Origin of the sequence: Dyadobacter bucti (assembly GCF_005869225.1) — a bacterium.
Lineage (GTDB): Bacteria > Bacteroidota > Bacteroidia > Cytophagales > Spirosomataceae > Dyadobacter > Dyadobacter bucti.
In genome coordinates, this window is sequence record NZ_SWFP01000008.1 from 1 (window position 1) to 20788 (window position 20788).

Sequence of the window (20788 nt, forward strand, 5' to 3'; positions counted from 1 at the left end):
CACCCTCATACTGTTTGAGGATCGCCACGATCTGGGTTTCTGAGTAGTTTTTCTTTTTCATGTGACAGTTAAAATTAGCTCATTTCGAGTCTAATCCTACACTGTCCTAATTTCGGGAAAGCTTACACTATCACAAAATATGCCCAAGAGCACCCTCGTACCGGTGTTCCGAACTTACTAATTGGCCAGATGTGGTTGGATGATGGCTATTATGCGAAAGTTATTGGGAATAGAGAAAATAACTTTTCGGCAAGTGAAGTAGCCCTAATAAGGTCATTGGCTCAAGGCGGCAAGTCCAACCATGAAATTGCACAGCAGCTCGGCATCGAGAATATTCAGAGAATAAAGAATGTTTTACTAGGAAAGACCTATTATCGAATGTGAGTTTAACCCATGAAATTTGTCTGATTAATTAAAATCCCAATAAAGCAGCTTTCCGGAAATCCGTTTTCTTAGATTGCGTTCTTCCGGTGAATGATTGAAACGGATGGCGTGATGGATGTCGTCAATAAGCGCTCTACTTTCCGTAAAATAACCATGCCCCAAAAGACCTATACTTTTATCAGAAGCATCAATAGTATCAATGCCTGCACAAACAGCGAGTTGCTCACCTGCGGTTCCTAAACGCAGGTGACCTCCATGTAATTTCTCAGAAAGCCACAAGGCATTATCATGCAATGATGTATATAAGGTTAACTGCTTGCCTGCCCCAGCGATCTTTGGCGCAATATGTTTTACAAATACTTCCGCATCTATATCCGGTGCCGCAAGGATAATTTGATTAAAAAGGTATTCTTTGGTAAAACCTTCCAAAACCATAGCTTTTAAGGCCTCAGTCAATAGTCGGTTACCCATACTATGCGCAATAAGATGAACCCGTTCGGCACCTGTGTTAGCCCTCACATCTTTAATTAACTGTATTACACTATCTACAGAATAGCCTGTTGCCGTAGCCTCGTCGGCCATGTAGCCAGATACTTTATGAATTGAAGGCCAACTGTATACGATAGATGCTCCCCGAAAGCCGATATCGACTGCCATCTGCGCTGTCCGCAATATGCTCTCATGAAAACTGACGTTAAATCCATGGAGAAAAACAAACGCGTCTTTTTCAGGTGATTCGGCAACTTTGGTTTGCACGCCAGTAAAAAAATCTTTTGCCCCCAGCTCTTCGACCGATTTGATAAGCATATGTTTATTATCATCTTCAAAAAAGCCGAATAGGTACCATGGTGGTAAAGGTATTTCTCCTTTTTTCCGCCGGCCAGGGACATTTACTACGCATTTTCCAAGCACTAAATCCCCTCTTCCATTTTCGTAAGTGATCAATCCTTTATTTTTGTTCTTGCGTGCGCGATCAGTTGCATAGAATACGTCAACCAGTGTATTTTTAACTTCTTCGGCTTTCGCAACTAACAAATCCGCTTTCTTTGTTTGCTTATCATAAAACTCAAAATCAATCTTAAGATCTTCTAGTCTGTCAAGCAAGGGCTTCCCTGTTGTTGGCTTTTTAGGCATCCGCCTGCCTCCAAAACGGTTAAGCCCTCGCGGATTAATGGGAAGTGTCCACCTGATACGTTGTTCCCTTGGATTTTCGATTGGAAGTTCTTGATCCTTTTCATACCAGCCTGCTTGTTTCAGGTCAAAACTGACATGTGATGGGTGATGCTTACTCTGCAAAAATACTTGCTGACTAAGTGACATCGAATCCTTAAAAGCAAGGATGTTTACATTGGTTGGTTCCTCCAGAGAAACCAAAATGAGGTCTATTCTTGGCTGGTCATAATTTGACAGCTTGTAAGAAAACACACGATGGCCATTTCGGTATGCAGTCTGTAGTCCAGCAGGTACCCCATTAACGATTAGGGCAATCGGCTTCCTTTCCGCATCCTCAAATTCAAAGTATAACTGAATATTCATAAATGGGCATTAAATAATCCAAAGTTAATAAAAAGCATCGCCTCTATACTTTTATTGTTTTATATGTTTAGTGGTTACCTGGTCAAGTTACGAGGACATCACAAATTATTTTTTAGATTTATTCTCCACTGGCGGCATTTTGGTAACCTCATTGCATATTGATAAGTAAAGTATGGAAGCAAAACACCTTCAAATCATTTCTAAGTTCAAGTCAAACCTTCGGGAAGGGCTTGCAATTCTATATGATTTTTATAGTAAGTCCTTGTACCAATATTCTGTAAGGAACTGGAATTTGGACGAAGACGAGGCATATGATATCCTGTACAAAACATTAGAAACTGTTGGGAAGGTAATCGGACGGTATGAGTTCTCAACGGAAAAACATTTTTCCAATTGGTTATTTAAAATCCATAAGAATAATAACCTCATGTTTGTTCGCTCGAAATTAGCGAAGGAGGAAGTTGAATTCAAAACGGTGGATTGGCAGCAAGAATATCAAGAAGCTGATGAGGATAATGACCCTATTGATTTCAACGAAAACCCGATTGCAGGTCAATCCGAAGAGCTTTATGGTAGTACAAGTTCGACAAACCCATTGTTCAATGCACTCGAAAAAGCGCTTTTGATGATCAATGAGACGGATCGTGATATAGTTCTTTTGCGCATGAATAATTATAGTTATGAAGACATTGCCAATATGTTAGGCATTGAGAATAATCAATTAAAGGTAAGATTCCTTAGGGCTAAAGCAAAAATAGAAAAGAAAACCATGCACATCATTAACGGGAAACTGCAATGAAAAAGCAAAGAAATTTATTGCCATTTGAGCACGTTTTACAAGCTTACGTTACCGCTAGAGGGGAAATTGCTGCCGGGATCAGCGACGAGTTGGAAGCCTCATTTGTGTTCGGTCAGCCTGTCACAACAGAGTTACCAGCGAATAAAGCAAATAAATTACTACAAGCCTTAACGTTGGAGTTAAGTAAAGCTTCTCTTGGCATAATCGTACAGCAAGCCGCCGCTGTAAAACAACTTTCCGATGAAATGTTGCAAGAAAAGACCGGACTGACGCCTTCATTACTTTCTGCTATCAGAACAGATATGGTTTTCACAAACAGTATCCCTGTAAAATCTTTGGTTAAGTTGTTGAAGTTATTAGACTTGGGTATAGACAACACAATGACTGCGATCAAAGTGACCTTTGATAAACTACAAGCTGAGAACAGTACTATGTCATTGGGAAACTTGAATTTTCAACCCGCTTTTAGGAAAGGTGTTATTCGTGGAGATTTTGGCAAAGATCTATCCGGAATTAAATCGGATGAAAGCTTCTTATACCAGAATGAAGAAGCACTAACAAATTATACAAACCGCTTGACTGAACTTTATACCACGTTGTAATGACCACAAAGGATTGGAATATTAGCAAGTTACAGGTGCTGCGTCAATGCCATAGGAAGTTTTACTTCGCATATGAAACCGCAATGCATACTTTTACCAATCCTTACAGGAGAAAAGCGTACGAACTATTGAAGATGAAGACGCTGAAAATGTGGCAGGGTTCTATAATCGACTGGATGATCACCAAAGAAATTTTACCAGCCTATGTTGATCGAAAAATACCGGATTACGAAGTTATTGCCAAGCGCGGTGTGGACCTAGCGAAAAGACAATTTGAGTTCTCAAAAAATCGGTTCTATCATGCCAACAACATTTCCAGATTGGAGGTTGGGGCGGACTGGGCAATCCTAGACATACATGAGTCATTAACACCATTTCAGGAAATAGAACTGATCGAAATCTATGCGACCATAGAAAAAGTGTTGATTGATTTCCCAACTTATGAAAGTCCGGTATTTGGTAAAAGCATGGAACAGTACCTCCTTTCTGCCCGATTTCTACGCCCCGACGCCAAGCAGATGAAATACGAATATGGTGGTGTGAAAGTCCAACCACAAATAGATTTAATCAGCTACATGGGAAAGTCTATGCACGTGATCGATTGGAAGGTCAGTGAAAGAGATGACGCCGATTATTCTCGTCAATTGCTGCTAGCAGGTATTGTCGCATTGGGTTTTTCAAGGCAAAAGTATAGACAAGAAAAATGGTTGCCATTGCCAACGCTGAAAGATGTAAGACTGTTCGAATTTAATTTGCTCAGCGGCAAACATAAAGAACACGTATTTAATAAAGATGCAGTAGCTAATGCCTTAGATACAGTGTACCTACTGAGTGACGATCAGGAAGAATTGTCACAGTCGAAATCTTGGGAAAACCTGGACATTAATGAGTACGAGAGGACGAACAAGGTTTCTACCTGCGCAGTCTGTAATTTCAAGAATTTGTGTAAACACGTTATTCTAAACGGATTGAATTATGATGAAGCAAAATACCTTAAATTGGTACAGAATCAGAAATTGGAAAACTTTGCAGTTTAGCTACAGGCTGATTGAAGTAACGCTGGAAGGCAACCTTACTGAAGGCAGGGATTACAATAGCTCATTTAACAATGCGATTAAACACCTGGCATCGTCTACGCGGGGTGTCGTATCGGAGGCTTGGCTTCAAGGCAAGAAATATATTGCTGTTCGTTCAGATGCGGAACTTCATGATACAACATTGCCCGGTACCCCTTTAAGCATTTACCTCAAGCCGCTAAAGGAAACTTTTTATTTTGACCCAACAGATCGGTCACCTGCCAATATGCAACTTGCCGTTCGTTTTATTGAAAATGCGATAGAATATCAATTGAATCGAAAAAAAGGTTTGTGGAGCGGTAACAATAATACCTATCTAAAAAAGATTCCAAGCAAAAATTCAGAGGACATTCAAACTGACATTTATAATGGCTTCAAGTACCGTGTACACCAGCAGGGTGGAGACTTTTTTGTAGTCGTTGACTTGGCTTACCGATATGCTGATAAATCTACTCTGAGCGAAGTACTAGACGAGTTACCAAAAGAACAATGGGCTAACTATATCAACGGAAAGAATTTTCTATATCAAAACGGGGATGACTGGTACATTGTAAAAGGAAGCGCAATTGGCGGGGCAATCGGTGAACAACGTTTCGATAAAGACAATTTTACCGGGACTGTGTACGAATATATTACCACTAGAGGACGTTATGCGGCCGCTGAAAACCCACAATCGCTAAGCCCAGACAGCCCAACATTTTATCATACTTACACCAAGACAAGTGATAAGAAAATGGAGGGGGCGACTGATCTGGCCAAAGCTATTCACTTCGCAGATAATGGCCTCCATCGTCTGTCAATTAATAAGCCACCGCAGAGATTCAACAGTGCAGGCTTTTTCGTAAAAAAGTATTTTCAAGACTTAATGTTCGCAGGGGTCAAGTTGGAAATATCCTATAATACCTGGAACATGGATTGCCGGGTAATTGATCTGCCCACGCTTAAATACCATGGTAGTACTTATGACCCATATGAATCTAGAAACGGTAAACGAGGTTCAGAAATTTACCAATATCCGAAACGTCGCCGGGAATTCAACTATAAATACGGTCTTTTGAATGAAGACGAGTATCTTCTTCAATACATATTCGTTCCGGATAGTTTACCAGTTACAATGGCTATTTGCATTAAGACACACTTCAACAAAGCCATGAAAGCTTTGGACCCCAATTTCCCGGGCTTTGAATTGGTGACTTATTCAATGCGGCAAAAGCCATTTGCGGAAAAAGTTTGCAAAGACTTCGAGGTGTTGATTGATAGCAAAGGATTGAATGGGAATTTTGGATTATTTGTTTTGCCAAATCTGCCTGGCAACCAATGGTTCAGCCACCACCTACATCAGTTGGTCAAGAAGGAGCTTTCTGGAAAAATAAACCTAAAGTGTATAAGTGAGAAAAGCCTTAAACGTTACATCGTGCACTCCATTGATAAAGGTGGAAATCAGGGTTATTTCGTGCCAGATCAAAAAATGCAGCCTTTCAAATCTTATCAGGTCAATACCCTTTTCAAATATTTGGTTATCAATAATAAATGGCCCTATGCACTTGCGAAAGATTTGAATTATGATCTGTATATAGGCATTGATGCACACGAATTTTTTGCTGGATTTGTTTTTTTCTTTAAGAACGGGGAGAAAATCGTATTTGACGTCGAGCAAACGGCAAAAAAGGCTGGAAATACTTATCGTAATGAAAAAATAAACTTCAGGTTGATCCGTGATAAGATTGTCAACGTTTTGAGCAGGCATCTGGAAAGCGGAGAGAATTTTCCGAAGAGCATTGTGGTATTACGAGACGGCATGTCTTTTGGGGAAGAGCAAAAAGCACTGCATGAGGCAATTGTACAACTACGTTCAGAGAAAAAGATCAATGAAGATGAAGTAAAGTTGGCCGTGTTAGATGTTGCAAAAAGTTCAGCAATACCGTTGCGGGCTGCGGTACGGGATGATAATAACATGCTGGCGAATCCAATCTGTGGTACTGTAGTTCCAATCAGTAAAGAAAGAGAAGCTTATATTTTTAATACCGGATTCCCCTATCAGGTTGGTGGGTCGTCCAACCCGATCAGGGTAAGCCTGTCGTCAGGAAATATCGTTTTTGATAAAGCTGTGGATGATGTATTCGCAATGACCCAGCTGAACTTTACAGCTCCCGATAAAGCATCGTCACTTCCCTTACCGTTAAAATTGATCGATTTACTGATTCGGGATGTCGCACATGAATTTACTTATGCGAATGTCCAAGCAAAAGAATTGCAGATATTACAAGATGCCTTAGAAGAATAGTTATGAGCGACTTCACATTACTTTTCAAAAAATATACAAACGTTGCTAATCTGACCAATGAACTAAATAGCTCAGTAATCACCTTAAAGCGGCGCAATATGGCGGTTGATAAAAATATCATCGCGGCCCATCCGAAAATTCAGGTGGCAGACGATGAAGTGTTAAATGCCAAGCACGAATTATTAGGCATACTGTCTAAACTCGAAGAGTTTTATGACAAGGGAGACCCTACTAATTATATTTATCAATTGGCAGAAAACAAGCTTTTCAAAAAACATATTCTCGACAATGTCGAATACAGGGAGCACATACGGGAATCAGTCAACAAGTTAAAAAATAATCAAAGCCTGAACAATGAAGAGTTGACCGACATCGATCAGTTCGTTTCGATATTGGATAATGAAGCTTCCATGCTTTATCGTAAACTTCGGTCAACGCGGGGATGAAGAATTTTGTTAAAGCCCTGTATGCTGATCTGCTTCACCGGATCGACCTGGTAATCAACGATATTGACTGTATGGAGCATCACGAAGATTATCGTTCCAGGTTTATTGACAGTACACTCCAAAAGATCAGAGAGATTCGAACACCTATTCAGCAAGCATTAGAGATTGGTGCGTTGGAATATGACGCTTTATCTGGTAATTATATTTTTTTATATAACCGATTGAACCGTGAATTTAACGCCTACCATGCCTACCGTTTCCTAGCCATCAAGAACTATGGAAATGCGGAAGTATTCTTTTATAGATTAATTACAAAGATCTACAAAGAACATCGAATCACATCATTACCACCAATTGTATCTACCATCAGTAATCATGATTATTATTACTGGGCAGTTCCAATGTTTGAGATCATAGCAATACCTTCTGGAGAGGAAAACAGCCTGCTTAATTTACCTGATCTTTATCATGAAATCGGCCATTTACTTTACTCGATGTACCAAGGTAGAAGCTGTGAATTATCCGGACTCGAAATAGACAAGCATTTTAAGAAAGAACTAGGTTCGCTTAAAGACCGACGCCAATATGAACATTTCGGTTCAGAAGTTGAACGCGCAAAATACCTGTGGCAAGTTTCGTGGCTGGAAGAGTTTTCTTGTGACCTTGCCGGGACTTATATGACAGGTGCTGCCTATGGCTGGACCAATCTTAAATTAATATCTGCCGATCACGGCTCGTCTAGGATATTTGACTATACTGATTCGCATCCAGCCAACGAAGCCCGAATGCGAATCATAATTTTGATGCTGGAAAAACTAGGATTACACAATGAAAAGAGAGAAATTGAATCTACTTGGCAAGTGTTTATGAGGGATACAGAGATCTTCCGTCCACCGGTCTACCGCATACTGTTTCCTGATAAATTACTAAAGCTAATCATTGACGAGTTCGTTGACTTTTATGACAACGCTGACCTTGCGCCTTGCACCGAATTGACAGGAGCTGCCGACACACCAATGGCGAACTTATTAAACGAGGCTTGGGTAAATGCCCAGAACAATCCGGAAACATTTAATATATATGAAACAAATGTGGTCAATGGGCTTTATGAAAAATTTGGCTTGCAACGTTAGAACAATTTTGCGCTTTGGCCGAGGTAGCTATTGACTATGTTAATTAATTCGTGGCCAAACTCATTTGCACGTTGTTCACCGAAATTCTTGATCAATGCAAGTTGGCTAAATGTTTTTGGCGTTTTTTTTGCGATTTCGCGCAACGTTTTTTCAGAGAACAGTGAATATGCAGGCACGGTTTTTCGTTCGGCTATATCTTTTCGCCAGGCAAGTAGTTTTTCATACAAATCTGGGTTCACTATTTCCGGTGTCTTAACTTGAGCCATGGGTTTCCAGTTTTTAAAAGCTGGGCGATAACTCACTACGGCGTCCTGTCCTTTTTGTTGTATTACATAGCTGGAATCTGAATGCGAAACAGCCTCCAACAGAGCTATCCTACAGAGCATTACCGATTGAAGGTAATTATAACGAGTATAAAATTCCGCTTCATGATTTAAGGCGGCGACATTTAAAAAAGCCTGTTCAATAAACACTTGCGCGGCCACCAATTTTGGTAGGAAAAAATCAGCTGCTGCCTTGATGCGGTCTTTGCTAATCGCTACGAGCTTTTCTGCCCTAGGTATGCTGATTTCCTTGTCAATAAAACGTTGACCCAATTTCTTGAGATCAGCGTCTACCATCTTCGTGTGTTGGTCCAATTCTGTCAATTCCTCCTGATTGGTCAGTACTAAGCAGAGTTTGTCAGCAAAAAGGTTCCAAGCAAAAGTAATGGCTGACATTTGAAAGACGTCACAAACCAAGTTGCGGTACGTATTTAGTTTGGCAATTTCCAAATCACTAATCGATGGCGATGTGTTGGTTTGCTGCCGCATGAACTCACGGATGGGCTCGCTTGTCTGCACATTTTCGGCACGAATTTCTGTCAGCAACCGAATCCCTTCAAGATTGCGGCAACGACTGAGCGCGACATAGGTTTGTCCGGAAGCGAATGCGGAAGCTACGTCAATGATGACTTTGTCAAATGTCAAACCTTGGCTTTTATGTATGGTGATCGCCCAAGCCAACCTCAAAGGAAATTGAATAAAAGTACCCGAGTTCGTTTCATCAATTTTTTGAGTATCATCCGAAATGGCAAATTTGACATTTTGCCAGGTCTCTTTTGGAACATCGCAGCTCGATCCATCATCCAAAAAAGAAACCGTAATGCTCGTCTCATTTAAAGAAGTTATCCTAGCAGTTCGCCCATTATAGTATTGCTTCTTACCTGAAGAATCGTTCTTGATGAACATTACCTGAGCTCCAACTTTCAACGCTAGCTCACGTTCTGCCGGAAATGTATCTGTAAAGAAATCGCCTGAGACATCCGCCTTATAAATAAATGTTTCGCCGTCCAGTGCATCGAGACAGTCCTGATTGATTTTCTGAACTTTTTCCACGTGTGTTGATAGCATCACGTAGTTTTCAGTTGAGACAACGGTGTACAGATCGGTACTAATCAAATGCGCATTTAACTTCTGCAGCATTTCTGTAGTAACTTCTCCTTCACGAATTTTGTTGAGAATCTCAATAAATGCTAGATCATTCTGGCGATAAACTTTGGTAAGTTCAAATGTGATCAATCCACCTTCATTGATCACATTGCTATTAAAAAAGAATGGGCCAGAATAGTAGCGACTCAGAATACTCCAGTCTTTCTCCCAAACCGGGGGTAGTTGGAACAGATCACCAATCATCAATAATTGAACTCCACCAAATGGTTGGATAGAACCCTTAACCTGTCTCAATATCCGGTCAATATGATCAAGTGTATCCGCCCGGACCATACTAATCTCATCAATAACCAATAGGTCAAGACGGATTAGCATCAACATTTTTTCGCGACTAATTCGTAAAGTTAGCAGCTCTTCGTCCGTTGGTAACTGGGGCCCTTGACCGATTTGAAAAAAAGAATGTATGGTACTGCCACCAGCGTTAATAGCAGCAATTGCTGTGGGTGCTACGACCGCAAAATTCTTAGTGGTTAACGCTTTCAGGCGATGCAGAAATGTGGTCTTGCCAGTACCAGCCTTTCCAGTAAGAAAAATCGTTTGGTTAGATTCTTCCAAAAATTTGATAACCAGATCTTGTACGGATATTGCGCTTGCCATGTCCGAAGTTAATCAATGCTTTCCAAAAGCTAATGTATAAATGGCTTTCTACAATAATCGTTACGATGTGTGCAGATCCTATTTCAATTTCACGATGAAAAACGTTACAAAGACAACGAGGCAAAATGATTGTTTCTGCGTTGTGATGACAGAAGGATACATTTAAAGATTTAACGGGCTTTCTATTTCGCCAAATATCGTATTTGCTTTATCCGTTTTGAGGCGTTAGTATACCCAAGCTCTTTTACTAAGAGAGTAAGTATAGCAATTATTTTGAAGGAGAAATTGAAAGATTTCTTTTATACGGCTCTGAAATCGGTAAACAATCAAAAATTGACAACTATAAATCAATGTTTGGCGCACCACTAATAAAAGATCAGATAACGATTTGGAGGGTTACAAGTACCGAGTTGCAGGTGACTAACCTTCCAGAGGGAACGTGGTCATTTACTTAGTTGACCTATCCAAAAAATAGACTATTTATAGCTGGCAAACCAACTGCAGTTGCTAAATTCCAGATGTTTGGAACGATGACAGCTTCATTGTGAAGATCAGTATTTACCCTTACGCTTCTGCATAAAAAGCCAATTCCAGATGCCGGGTGTCTCAGCAACTCGCTTACCGATATAATGGTCGGCGCCTGCAAACTCCGTGTAGCGAGGCTTGCTTCCTGCTTTACGAAGCGCATTGACCATTTCTTGGAATAGCTTACGGGCACAAGTAAGTCGTCGCTTCCGTGAAAGGCCCAGATGCTTACGCCCACCATGTTATCCACCAACCTTTCCTCACTTCCACCACAAACTGGAATAGCCGCCGCAAACATACCGGGATGGTTGCCAATAAGATGCCATGAGCCATAGCCGCCACCAGACTCACCGATAACATATCGTCGTAGCGTATCAATTCTGTATTGTTCTTCGAGAGAAGCTATTAATTCCATGATTGCAGAATCCACGTCTGGATCCATCCATCCTTTTCCGACTTCACATTGCGGAGTTAGTAGGAAAGCAGGATGATCTCTGCGGTTGTCGTAATGTGCTAACACAGGGGCGTAGGAGCCCTGAACTTGTGCTACATTGTCCTGCCCGCGCGCTCCACCATGGTGTAGACAAAGAACAAAGGGATATTTTGGGGCTGAATCGTAGTCAAGCGGTTTCATCAGACGGTAAGGCATTTGTTCACCATCATCGCTTACAAAAAGATGCGGTTCAAACCGGTCTGCGAGGGCTTGTTCCGTTGCCGAAACATATCGCACAGGCAGTGGAGCAATACTTTCTTCATAAAATTCGACACCTAGGGAGAGGGAAAGATAGCTAACGATAACGGATACGAGTATAAAACTAACCGACGACGCCCTCGGTATACTATTCGAACTTTTAATGGCCTTTACCTCTCCAAAAAAATGTATGATCCATAACCCTGTTATTGCGACTATAAGCCAGCTAAAACCAAAATTAGCTTGCGAAAGAATTCCCTTCATTTGGAAATCGGCAAAGACGTTGTACCAAATCAATAGTGCTATCTGAGCAGTATCAACGCAAATAGATCCGATGCCAATCCATTTCAGCCAAGAATGCTCACGGCTCGTCAGAGCAACCAAACTTATCCCCAATAGCAAATTTGCCGCAGACACGGAGCTGTAAGAATAGTAATACCAGCTTTGAAAATTTTGATTAACCAGAATCTTGTAAACGATGGCTGTGTGAACCAACAACACAATCATACAAAGCCAGCTTGCCCGGAAAGGCCAGATGTATTTACAGCCATAGCAATAAAGCATTACGATTATGCTGCAACATGCCTGTGTTATTGACACTAAGATAAAATAGGGCATAAATAAACCTAAGGCATAAACCCCTTGTCCGACAACTTCTAGTATCGTCGTTATCAATATTTCCTGCAAAATCAGAATTGCAAAAAGAAAGATTGCGAAGTAGTAAAATTGTCTGTTCATGTGCTATGGGAAAGCGTTTTACCAAACTTATAGAAAACATTTCGGGGGGTTACTTTCAGAACTGTTAAAGTAAATCAAAATGGCAGTAACGACCGAACCTGAGCATTTTCAACAATTCTCGAACAAACACAAATATTCTCGACTTTTCTCGACCAAACACGACCAAACACGACTATTTTCGAATAGGTTATCATCACCTTAGACGCTTCCGATCCTAAGTCAAATTTACCCAGGATAGGTAAATTCCATTTCAATCAACTAGCTTCACAAATCGGCTCAGCACCGGTTTCAAAGACTTTGAAATCCAAATGAGCCGCCTGCTTTGCGCGTCTGGCCAGATGTACGATTGTAATACAATCGCCGGTTGCTGCGCACCCGATCTGGCCTTCCCCTCCAAAGTCGGTCCAGGTTTGTGAAGGGATTTTTAATGTTTGAAAGTGTAGATAGGATCGTGATGAAAGAAGAAAAATCGAACAAGACAAGGCATGTAATCTTCCGGTTGACACCCAAAGAATACGCCAATCTGGAAGCCAAACGCAGCCGCACAACATGCCGGAAATTAAGTGAATTTTTACGGCTTTTAATTTTCAACCGCCCAGTAACCGTCATCGAAAGGAACGGTTCACAAGATCAAATGATCGGTGAATTGTCGGAGCTGCGGGAAGAGCTCAATAGACTTGGCAACAACTTCAACCAGGCGACCAAACGCCTCAATGCGGTCAATCAAATTTCGGAATTTAGAAATTGGATCGCCAACTACGAAGCTGAAAGGACATCCCTATTTTCTATCTTGGACAAGATCAAATCGCAAACTGATAAACTGGCAGACCGATGGTTGCAGTAATTCATACGAGCAGTCGGCTTCGGGCTGTGCTGCAATACAATGAGAATAAGCTGCAACAGGGACATGCGGAATGCATTTCGGCTATCAACTATCCAAAGGATGCGGATGCCATGAGTTTTGATCAGAAGCTGAACCGTATTCAGAGACAACTCGCTTTGAACAAACGGACGAAGGTCAATACGGTTCACGTGTCCCTGAACTTTGATCCGTCGGAAAAGCTGAGTAAAGAACAGCTTGCGGAGATTTCGAAAGCCTATTTAAAAGGTATTGGATTTGATAAACAACCCGCCCTCGTATACGAGCATCGGGACGCCGGTCACCCACATGTGCATATTGTGACGACCAACATCAAAGCTGATGGTAGCCGGATCTCACTGCACAACCTCGGCAAAAATCAATCAGAGAAAACCAGGAAAGCGATTGAGATAGATTTTGGATTGGTGAAGGCACAGGATCGAAAAGCGCAGGAGTTTAATTTGAAGCCTGTCAGCATTAAAGCGGAGTATGGAAAGTCAGAAACTAAAAAGGCCATCGCCAATGTGCTCGACAAGGTTCTGAACGAATACAAGTTTACCACAATGGGTGAATTGAATGCAGCGCTCAACCATTATAATGTTGCTGCGGACATTGGCTCTGAGGGTTCGAGGATCAGAAAGAACAATGGCATCTTATACCACGTGCTGGATAAAGATGGCAACCGGGTTGGGGTGCCTATCAAAGCAAGCGACTTTCATTTCAAGCCAACACATAGAAATCTGAAAGTGCGTTTTCTGTACAATGAGATGAATCCGAACCGTACGAAGGATTCGTTACGCGTGAAGAATAGTATAGATTTTACTTTGTATGGCAAACAAAACGTGTCATTGCCCAGGCTGATCAATATTCTTCAAAAAGACGGAATCGATACAGTGATTCGGAAAAATGAAGAAGGCAAGCTGTACGGGATTACATACTTAGACCATCGTACGAAATGTGTTTTCAACGGAAGTTCATTGGGCAAGCAGTACAGTGCGAAGGGAATTACCGAGCGATGCATCGAGGATCCTTTTCCTCTTCATCAGCAAAAGTCTCAAAAGATGGGGCAGGATGTGGGGCAGGTTGCTGGTGCAAGTAATGTTTACCATGTTGGAAATGGTAGTTCGTTGGAGAATGGTAAGGCTCTTGATTCTCTGTTGTCTCCGGTTAATGATGGCGAGTATATACCGCATCAGTTGAAGAAGCCGAAGCGTAAGAAGCAGAAAGGGTTTTCGATGGGCTTTTGAGTTATTGAAGAATTGCGCTTGCACCACAGCGCAACGAAAGGTACAAAGCAAAAAGCGACGGCTGCAAATCCATAAGGCTATTTACCGCGGCTGTCGCCGCTCCTTAAACCGCCTTATGGATTTGCAGCCAAGGGCTGAACCCCGTCACATTTGCTTTGAATGGGGATGGGCGATTGCGCTGAGCTGAAAATAGTAGTATTTAAAATTAAGAATTATTATTTATTGACAAAGGGTATATCTTCAAATTTCAACTTGTTCTGGGTTATCGAAGGATTTTATACTCAGCGAGTGCATAATCTCAACTAAATCGCCACTTGAATATACTATTTATAATAATGCCGGGGATGTGGTTTTCGTATTGACGCACTATTAAATAAGTTTAAATCAAATTTATATATATTAAAATTCCCATTAACGAGGACGACTTTAACCAAAATATCAAATTCGCCCCATCCATTTGTACAAAACCTAAAATATTGTTTACCCTTATAGTTCAGTGATTTAAAACAATCGTTTCCTGCATATTTATCCGTTACTCGACGGGTGGGATCCGGGAAAGTTTCATGAAGCGCATATTCGACGTAGCTTATTCGGTCTAAGTCTTCAATATTGTCCGGAACTACCCAAATACTCCAGTTCCAAGTAATATTACCATACTCGCCCTTTGCTTTAAAGCTGTCATTAACTATTGTTAGCGGTATTGACTTTTGAGCAATTCCGAATTGCGGCCCTACCAAAAACAGAAAGACAAATAATATATATTTCATTTGCAATTTGTTAATACTATCTGGCTTTTTAAGAACTGCCCATCAGAAGAATTTTTGTTCATTGGTAAAAGTGACCTAATCGGAATATCTTCATTGCTTTTGTAGCATAGAAGTAGATCATCTTTCACATTACCATCACCAAGGCGGTAGGGTGTGTAAGTGATCCGTTTAATCGAATAATCGATTAGATCTCCTGGTATATAGACCGTTATCACATAGGTTTGCTCCTTTGATGGTAGCTTCATTGACTTAGTCATTTTCAAGTGTCTCTGACCTTGTAAACTTCCTGTACCGCAGTCAAACTCCAGTTTCCCTCTGTTCGTATCAAATTTGAAATTATTGGGAAAAATTGCGAGGCATTCTATCCGGATCGGAGTCTTAGATAGCAGATCTATTGCTCTATTTTTTTCAACTTCCTTGTTTTTTACTTCCGATAACAAATCGTTGTACAAAACCCCCATAACCTTCCTATCCAGGAAATAATTTAAAGCCCCATAGACTAACAAAATCAAAAGCAGAACAATTAAAGCATGGTCACTTGTTAATTTGATACTTTTGGAAGACAAATTACCTTCTAATGATGTGACTGACTGCTTTACGTTTGAATTGTGATACTTGATCAGAACTATCCAAGCACTACTAATACATATCATAGCCGGAACTCCATAAATCAAGAAGTAAATGGCATATTTGGTCATATTTGGGATGGGCTAATTCGATGAACTGGGCTAAACGGACTTATCTGATTTCAGGACAATTTACAGGCTTTCTGCCATTCAAATATATACGCTTTGATATCAATCCTTTAACCGCTAAATAATTTCCAGCATAATTAGCGGAATACTGTATGCCGGTTGAAGACGAGTCTAGGCACAGGATGCTGCCGACTTAGCATTCAACTCTTTTAATTATATTTGCTGAGAGTTACCACCGCCAAAAACCACGGGCATTTTCCAAACTTTGAACACCAAAAACCACCCGAAAACTCACCCAAAACCAGCGAAAATCCGACCCCAAACAGCTCAATTTTCGCTAAAAGAATTATACATAACAAATATACTGTTGTACTATATGTATAAAAAATAGTGAGTCTTTCGTGTAGTTCACCTCAAATACAGGAGATAAAACCTTGATCACGAGCCGATTAAAGGCGAAGTTCGAGACCCGTCTCCCTCCGTGATGCGGCGGCACTGGGAAAATTTCAGACTGCGATTGTGGGAAGCCTGACTGGACAAATTGAATTCTTCTACCCTAGAAGACCGTCAAAGCAGGAATGTTCTTTTCGATCAGCATTTAAAATAAAGACAATTGCTCACCTCCTTTATATTCTCGACCAAGTAATGGAATAGTGTCAATAATATCGTACTGACCTCTGCTTTTGATAAATTTCCGAATGACAAAAGAATCGCAAAGAAGGATCTTTTTTAGCCCAACCAAAATTTGCTCTATTTTTCTTAAAATTTTAGGGTAGTCATCCATAGTGGCCCAGAAAGTAAACAAAGTTATATGCGCCAAAGAGTTGATGCTTCTATAATTTCTTCCGATTTCTCTTCCTAAGTGAAGTTTTAACTTTCTCACAGATGTTATTATTTGAGAGCCGGGACTTATGGTTAGGGAGAAGAGGAAAGTGGTCTCGTCTTTTATACATGTAAAATAATCGTAAGCTGTTTTGCGATAATTATCTTCTATGTAAATTGTTGCTTGGGGAAGCTAAACCCCCTACTTCGCCAACTGCAGATCCGCAATACTCTTGATCCGATTCCTTTCCAAAAACGCATCAATCGTCTCGAAATGCTCAATCACACGTTTGTCTTTGAATTCAAAAACCTTTTGAGATAAACCTTGTAAGAAATCCCGATCGTGCGAAACCAGCACCAATGTTCCATCAAAGTTTCTGAGTGCTTCTTTCAAAACATCCTTGGATTTTAAATCCAGGTGGTTCGTAGGCTCATCGAGAATCAGCAGGTTTACAGGTTCCAAAAGCAGCTTCACCATGGCGAGGCGGGTTTTTTCTCCGCCGGATAATACGCTTACTTTCTTGTCGATATCTTCGCCCTGGAACATGAAGGCGCCTAAAATGTTTTTGATCTGGGTTCTTACATCTCCTTCCGCAACCTCGTCAACTGTTTGGAAAATAGTTAAGTTGGGATCTAATAGCGACGCCTGGTTTTGCGCAAAATAGCCAACCTTGACATTGTGTCCGAGCTGGCAGGTTCCGTCCACATCTATCTGGCCCATGATCGCCTTGATCATCGTAGATTTACCTTCACCATTCCGGCCCACAAACGATACCTTTTCCCCTCTTGAAATGGTCATGCTGGCATTTTTGAACACAACCTGATCTCCGTAGGATTTTGACACATCTTTCACGGTAACCGGATAGTCGCCCGACCGTGGCGAAGGTGGAAAACGGAGTTTCAGGGCTGAATTATCGATTTCGTCGATTTCAATAATTTCCAGTTTTTCCAGCATGCGTTCGCGGGAGGAAACTTGGTTGGTTTTGGAGTATGTGCCGCGGAAGCGTTCGATGAATTGCATGTTGTCCGCAATCATTTTCTGCTGTTCCTGATAGGCTTTGAGCTGATGTGACCTGCGCTCTTCTCGCAGCACCAGGTAATGCGAATAGTTGGCTTTATAGTCAAAAATCCGACCCATAGTCACCTCAATGGTCCGGTTGGTAATGTTGTCGATAAAGGCACGGTCGTGGGAAATGACCATTACTGCATTGGATTTATTGACCAAAAAATCTTCTAGCCACATCACGGACTCAATATCAATATGGTTGGTAGGCTCATCCAGCAAAATAAGGTCCGGCTTTTGCAAAAGTATTTTGGCAAGCTCGATGCGCATGCGCCAGCCTCCGCTGAATTCCTTGGTTTGCCGCTGAAAATCTTCAGGCCTGAACCCTAATCCTTTCAAGGCTTTCTCCACCTCCGCGTCATAATTGACCTCTTCCAGTTGGTAATATTTTTCACCCAGTTCGGTAACCTGTTCGATGATGGCCATATATTCATCGCTCTCGTAATCGGTACGGGTTTCGAGCGCAAGATTCAGTTTTTCCATTTCGGCACGCATTTCAAAAACCTGCTTGAAAGCTTTGGCGGCTTCCTCGAAAACGGTACAGTTATCTTCGGTGAGTAGATGCTGCGGCAGATACGCGATCACGGCGTCTTTGGGCGCACGTACGTGGCCGCGATTGGCTTTTTGTTCACCAGCAATAATTTTCATCATTGTGGATTTCCCCGCTCCATTCTTACCCATCAGGGCAATTTTATCGGTAGGATTAATAACGAAGGAAACTTCGCTAAAAAGGACAGAACCGCTAAACTCAACGGCCAAATTCTCAACTGTAATCATCGTCTCATTTTTTGAAGCCGCAAAGGTACGATGATACGATTATTGACCAACAATGTTGAATTAATTGTTAATGGGGGATGTTTTTTAAATGATAACATTACATTCCTTCTAAATAATTTTTAAATAAGTAATCAACCAAAATATATGGACTTACGCACGACGTTATCAGTAAATGAGAGCTTCATGGAAATGCTGACAGATATCAAAAACCGTGGAGCGAAAGCGGAAATGATTCTGGATATCAACGGACTGGAACGGGCTGAGGGAGTGATCAGGGAAATTCACGCCGATGATCCGAATCCTTACATTGAGCTACAAGACGGCAGAGAGATTGTAGAAAAAACAATCGCAGCCCTTAATGGACTATTTCGGCCGGAGTATTCCGGGTGTTGACGGCCATGAATACCGGATCATAAACACTCACACCTGGGGAATCTCCGCATTCAAACTGTTTGTAGTAGCAACCCGCCGGTTCGGTTTGTTCTTTTTCAAATACCGTACGTGCATGATCCCGATGAGCAATGCTAAAAATCCCTGGCCCAGCACCGTGGCCTGTACGCCGATATGCTGCGAAAGGTAGCTGACGATCAGGCTGCCGATGGGGACGCCGCCTGAGTAGGCCATCACAAAAATACTGATCACCCGGCCGCGCATGGTCGGCGCCACCAGTGTTTGTATCAGGGTGTTGCTGATCGTGGTTTGCGACATCATCCCAAATGCACCGATCGCAATAAAGAAAAGTGCCAGCGCATACAGGCTGGTATATGAAAACAGGATCAGCCCCGTGCCGAAAACAAATGTATTGATCGCGAGTATCCTGCTGAGATTGGTGCCGGGCGGCAGCGTTGCCAGGAAAACCGCCCCGCTTAATGCACCAAAGCCGATGGCGCTGTCGAGCAGACCGAATGTGGAAGCGGTGCCCCGGAAAATGTCTTTCGCGTAGATCGGCATCAGGCTGGTGAAAGGAAGCAGCAGCAGACTTACCAGAGCCAGCATGACAATTATGTACCGGATCTCGGGCGTTTGCCGGATGTAAGTCAGTCCTTCGGCGAGTTCGTTGAGGATGTTTTTGGTGTGTTTCAACGGTTTGAACTTCGGCAGCCGGATCAAGAGCAGGGAGCTGATCACGGCAATGAAGCTGAATGTATTGGCAGCAAAGCAAACGACCTCACCAAACCGTTCAATGGCCACGCCGGCGATAGCAGGCCCAAGGAGTTTGGACAGATTGACCATGGATGAATTCAGCGCGAGCGCATTGGGGAGGTTCTTTTTATCTTCCACCAGCTCATACACCAGCGACTGCCTCGCGGGTACATCGAATGCATTGATCAGGCCCAGCACCACGCTCAGCGCAATAATTTCCCAAACCGCGTAGTGCTTGAAAAACACCACCAAAGTCAGCGCGAGCGCCTGCGCCATGGACAGCACCTGGGTGACCAGCAATACCCGGTACCGGTTATAACGGTCCGAAATGACACCTCCCAGCGGGGTTAGCATGGCGGATGGAAAAAGGGTTGCGAAAATGCTCACACCAAGCATAAACTTGGATTGCGTCAGCGAGTAAATAACCCAGCTGACGGCGGTTTTCTGCATCCAGGTACCTAAAAGCGAAATGGTTTGTCCTGCAAAAAATAACTTGTAATTACGGCTTTCAAAAGCACTCAATGCGGCAATCTTCATGAAGTTTGTTGATAGGTAACAACGCGGGCGCACCGTCTTGTGCATATTACCCTCGACAGCCGTACCGTTGTAAAAATCTTGCCAAGGATACCCGATGATTTGCGTGGATATGTAAAGTAAAAAAGGACTGTCGCAAACAGTCCTCAACTCCTAAACTTTTTCCCCGATCTTCTCCAGCCCTTCCCAAAGCAATTTCAGATCATAGAGAGCGGATTTTTGCGGTTCATCAAATGGGATGTCCGAATGATAAAGAGCCATGTCATGGATCATCCTCAGCGAACGGGCTAGTTCCCGGGAACCTTGCGTGTCGATCAGATACAGAATATCTGCCTCGGCGGATGTTATTGTTGAACTGAAATTTGATGCGTGACGGGCATCATTCGTTGGGTTGACTGAATGTTCAATTGAGTCAACACCTGGACCATTTGAAGTTCGCATTTCCTAAATGGATTGTGGTGAAAAGATGAGGAGAGGTCACTGCGAACTTCATCAAAGCAGGTGCTATGACAGGTCTCGGGACTTTCACCCGTGTGCCTCTCCAAGACCATTTTTCAAACCTAAACTGTAACATCAGCAC

The 20788-nt window shown here is 42.1% G+C and carries 18 protein-coding genes; 9 read left to right on the plus strand and 9 right to left on the minus strand.

Features of this window, described 5'->3' with window-relative positions:
• Positions 1-408: 408 nt before the first annotated feature.
• Positions 409-1920 (minus strand): alpha/beta hydrolase, encoded by a 1512-nt coding sequence (locus tag FBF61_RS23965; protein ID WP_138482108.1) that lies wholly within the window; start codon positions 1918-1920, stop codon positions 409-411.
• A 172-nt stretch (positions 1921-2092) separates the two neighbouring features.
• Here FBF61_RS23965 and FBF61_RS23970 point away from each other — a divergent pair, with 172 nt between their 5' ends.
• From FBF61_RS23970 to FBF61_RS23995, 6 genes are all read left to right on the plus strand, one after another.
• The gene (locus FBF61_RS23970) at positions 2093-2719 is read left to right on the plus strand and encodes an RNA polymerase sigma factor (RefSeq protein WP_138482110.1); all 627 of its coding nucleotides are present in this window, start codon (positions 2093-2095) and stop codon (positions 2717-2719) included.
• The gene (locus FBF61_RS23975; RefSeq protein WP_138482112.1) at positions 2716-3321 is read left to right on the plus strand and encodes a hypothetical protein; all 606 of its coding nucleotides are present in this window, start codon (positions 2716-2718) and stop codon (positions 3319-3321) included. Before FBF61_RS23970 ends, FBF61_RS23975 begins: the two co-directional genes overlap by 4 nt.
• Complete coding sequence (locus tag FBF61_RS23980; RefSeq protein WP_138482114.1) at positions 3321-4358, plus strand: PD-(D/E)XK nuclease family protein; 1038 nt, start codon at positions 3321-3323, stop codon at positions 4356-4358. Before FBF61_RS23975 ends, FBF61_RS23980 begins: the two co-directional genes overlap by 1 nt.
• Entirely contained in the window at positions 4297-6681 is a 2385-nt protein-coding gene (locus FBF61_RS23985) for an argonaute/piwi family protein (protein WP_138482116.1), read from the plus strand. Before FBF61_RS23980 ends, FBF61_RS23985 begins: the two co-directional genes overlap by 62 nt.
• 98 nt (positions 6682-6779) lie before the next feature.
• Positions 6780-7127, plus strand: a complete 348-nt coding sequence (locus FBF61_RS23990) for a hypothetical protein (RefSeq protein ID WP_138482118.1) — start codon at positions 6780-6782, stop codon at positions 7125-7127.
• Between the two features lie 71 nt (positions 7128-7198).
• Complete coding sequence (locus tag FBF61_RS23995) at positions 7199-8260, plus strand: hypothetical protein (RefSeq protein WP_138482120.1); 1062 nt, start codon at positions 7199-7201, stop codon at positions 8258-8260.
• Here FBF61_RS23995 and FBF61_RS24000 read toward each other — a convergent pair.
• Together FBF61_RS24000 and FBF61_RS24005 are read right to left on the minus strand one after the other, a co-directional pair.
• Positions 8257-10347 carry an HRDC domain-containing protein gene (locus FBF61_RS24000; protein ID WP_138482122.1) on the minus strand — a complete coding sequence of 697 codons (2091 nt, stop codon included), beginning with the start codon at positions 10345-10347 and terminating at the stop codon, positions 8257-8259. The two genes, FBF61_RS23995 and FBF61_RS24000, sit on opposite strands and share 4 nt — an antisense overlap.
• Before the next feature lie 460 nt (positions 10348-10807).
• Positions 10808-12301, minus strand: coding sequence for a carboxylesterase family protein (locus FBF61_RS24005; protein ID WP_138482124.1), 1494 nt, complete (start codon positions 12299-12301; stop codon positions 10808-10810).
• Between the two features lie 412 nt (positions 12302-12713).
• On the opposite strand from FBF61_RS24005, the gene FBF61_RS24010 reads away from it, so the two are divergent.
• Positions 12714-13145, plus strand: a complete 432-nt coding sequence (locus tag FBF61_RS24010; protein WP_229215191.1) for a plasmid mobilization protein — start codon at positions 12714-12716, stop codon at positions 13143-13145.
• Positions 13133-14407: a relaxase/mobilization nuclease domain-containing protein gene (locus tag FBF61_RS24015; RefSeq protein ID WP_138482126.1), complete on the plus strand. Its 1275-nt coding sequence runs from the start codon at positions 13133-13135 to the stop codon at positions 14405-14407. Before FBF61_RS24010 ends, FBF61_RS24015 begins: the two co-directional genes overlap by 13 nt.
• Positions 14408-14730: 323 nt before the next feature.
• Here FBF61_RS24015 and FBF61_RS24020 read toward each other — a convergent pair whose 3' ends face one another.
• The 4 genes from FBF61_RS24020 to FBF61_RS24035 form a co-directional block, all read right to left on the minus strand.
• A complete protein-coding gene (locus tag FBF61_RS24020) occupies positions 14731-15174 on the minus strand; it encodes a pYEATS domain-containing protein (RefSeq protein WP_138482128.1) in 444 nt (147 codons plus the stop codon).
• Positions 15171-15872 (minus strand): hypothetical protein, encoded by a 702-nt coding sequence (locus FBF61_RS24025; RefSeq protein ID WP_138482130.1) that lies wholly within the window; start codon positions 15870-15872, stop codon positions 15171-15173. Before FBF61_RS24025 ends, FBF61_RS24020 begins: the two co-directional genes overlap by 4 nt.
• Before the next feature lie 595 nt (positions 15873-16467).
• Positions 16468-16752, minus strand: a complete 285-nt coding sequence (locus tag FBF61_RS24030; protein WP_138482133.1) for a hypothetical protein — start codon at positions 16750-16752, stop codon at positions 16468-16470.
• A gap of 141 nt (positions 16753-16893) precedes the next feature.
• Positions 16894-18531: an ABC-F family ATP-binding cassette domain-containing protein gene (locus FBF61_RS24035; protein ID WP_138482135.1), complete on the minus strand. Its 1638-nt coding sequence runs from the start codon at positions 18529-18531 to the stop codon at positions 16894-16896.
• 144 nt (positions 18532-18675) lie between these two features.
• Between FBF61_RS24035 and FBF61_RS24040 the strand changes: the two genes are divergently transcribed.
• Positions 18676-18924 (plus strand): hypothetical protein, encoded by a 249-nt coding sequence (locus FBF61_RS24040; RefSeq protein WP_138482137.1) that lies wholly within the window; start codon positions 18676-18678, stop codon positions 18922-18924.
• Between the two features lie 27 nt (positions 18925-18951).
• Here the strand turns inward: FBF61_RS24040 and FBF61_RS24045 are convergent, their stop codons facing one another.
• Together FBF61_RS24045 and FBF61_RS24050 are read right to left on the minus strand one after the other, a co-directional pair.
• A complete protein-coding gene (locus tag FBF61_RS24045) occupies positions 18952-20211 on the minus strand; it encodes an MFS transporter (RefSeq protein WP_138482139.1) in 1260 nt (419 codons plus the stop codon).
• A gap of 150 nt (positions 20212-20361) precedes the next feature.
• Positions 20362-20649, minus strand: a complete 288-nt coding sequence (locus tag FBF61_RS24050; protein WP_138482141.1) for a hypothetical protein — start codon at positions 20647-20649, stop codon at positions 20362-20364.
• Between the last annotated feature and the right edge of the window lie 139 nt (positions 20650-20788).

Excerpts from the sequence above, each read along its gene's own strand:
- FBF61_RS23965 (WP_138482108.1), bottom strand. The coding sequence starts at position 1,920 with ATGAATATTCAGTTATACTTTGAATTTGAGGATGCGGAAAGGAAGCCG.
- FBF61_RS23970 (WP_138482110.1), top strand. The coding sequence starts at position 2,093 with ATGGAAGCAAAACACCTTCAAATCATTTCTAAGTTCAAGTCAAACCTT.
- FBF61_RS23975 (WP_138482112.1), top strand. The coding sequence starts at position 2,716 with ATGAAAAAGCAAAGAAATTTATTGCCATTTGAGCACGTTTTACAAGCT.
- FBF61_RS23980 (WP_138482114.1), top strand. The coding sequence starts at position 3,321 with ATGACCACAAAGGATTGGAATATTAGCAAGTTACAGGTGCTGCGTCAA.
- FBF61_RS23985 (WP_138482116.1), top strand. The coding sequence starts at position 4,297 with ATGATGAAGCAAAATACCTTAAATTGGTACAGAATCAGAAATTGGAAA.
- FBF61_RS23990 (WP_138482118.1), top strand. The coding sequence starts at position 6,780 with ATGGCGGTTGATAAAAATATCATCGCGGCCCATCCGAAAATTCAGGTG.
- FBF61_RS23995 (WP_138482120.1), top strand. The coding sequence starts at position 7,199 with ATGGAGCATCACGAAGATTATCGTTCCAGGTTTATTGACAGTACACTC.
- FBF61_RS24000 (WP_138482122.1), bottom strand. The coding sequence starts at position 10,347 with ATGGCAAGCGCAATATCCGTACAAGATCTGGTTATCAAATTTTTGGAA.
- FBF61_RS24005 (WP_138482124.1), bottom strand. The coding sequence starts at position 12,301 with ATGAACAGACAATTTTACTACTTCGCAATCTTTCTTTTTGCAATTCTG.
- FBF61_RS24015 (WP_138482126.1), top strand. The coding sequence starts at position 13,133 with ATGGTTGCAGTAATTCATACGAGCAGTCGGCTTCGGGCTGTGCTGCAA.
- FBF61_RS24020 (WP_138482128.1), bottom strand. The coding sequence starts at position 15,174 with ATGAAATATATATTATTTGTCTTTCTGTTTTTGGTAGGGCCGCAATTC.
- FBF61_RS24025 (WP_138482130.1), bottom strand. The coding sequence starts at position 15,872 with ATGACCAAATATGCCATTTACTTCTTGATTTATGGAGTTCCGGCTATG.
- FBF61_RS24035 (WP_138482135.1), bottom strand. The coding sequence starts at position 18,531 with ATGATTACAGTTGAGAATTTGGCCGTTGAGTTTAGCGGTTCTGTCCTT.
- FBF61_RS24040 (WP_138482137.1), top strand. The coding sequence starts at position 18,676 with ATGGACTTACGCACGACGTTATCAGTAAATGAGAGCTTCATGGAAATG.
- FBF61_RS24045 (WP_138482139.1), bottom strand. The coding sequence starts at position 20,211 with ATGAAGATTGCCGCATTGAGTGCTTTTGAAAGCCGTAATTACAAGTTA.
- FBF61_RS24050 (WP_138482141.1), bottom strand. The coding sequence starts at position 20,649 with ATGCGAACTTCAAATGGTCCAGGTGTTGACTCAATTGAACATTCAGTC.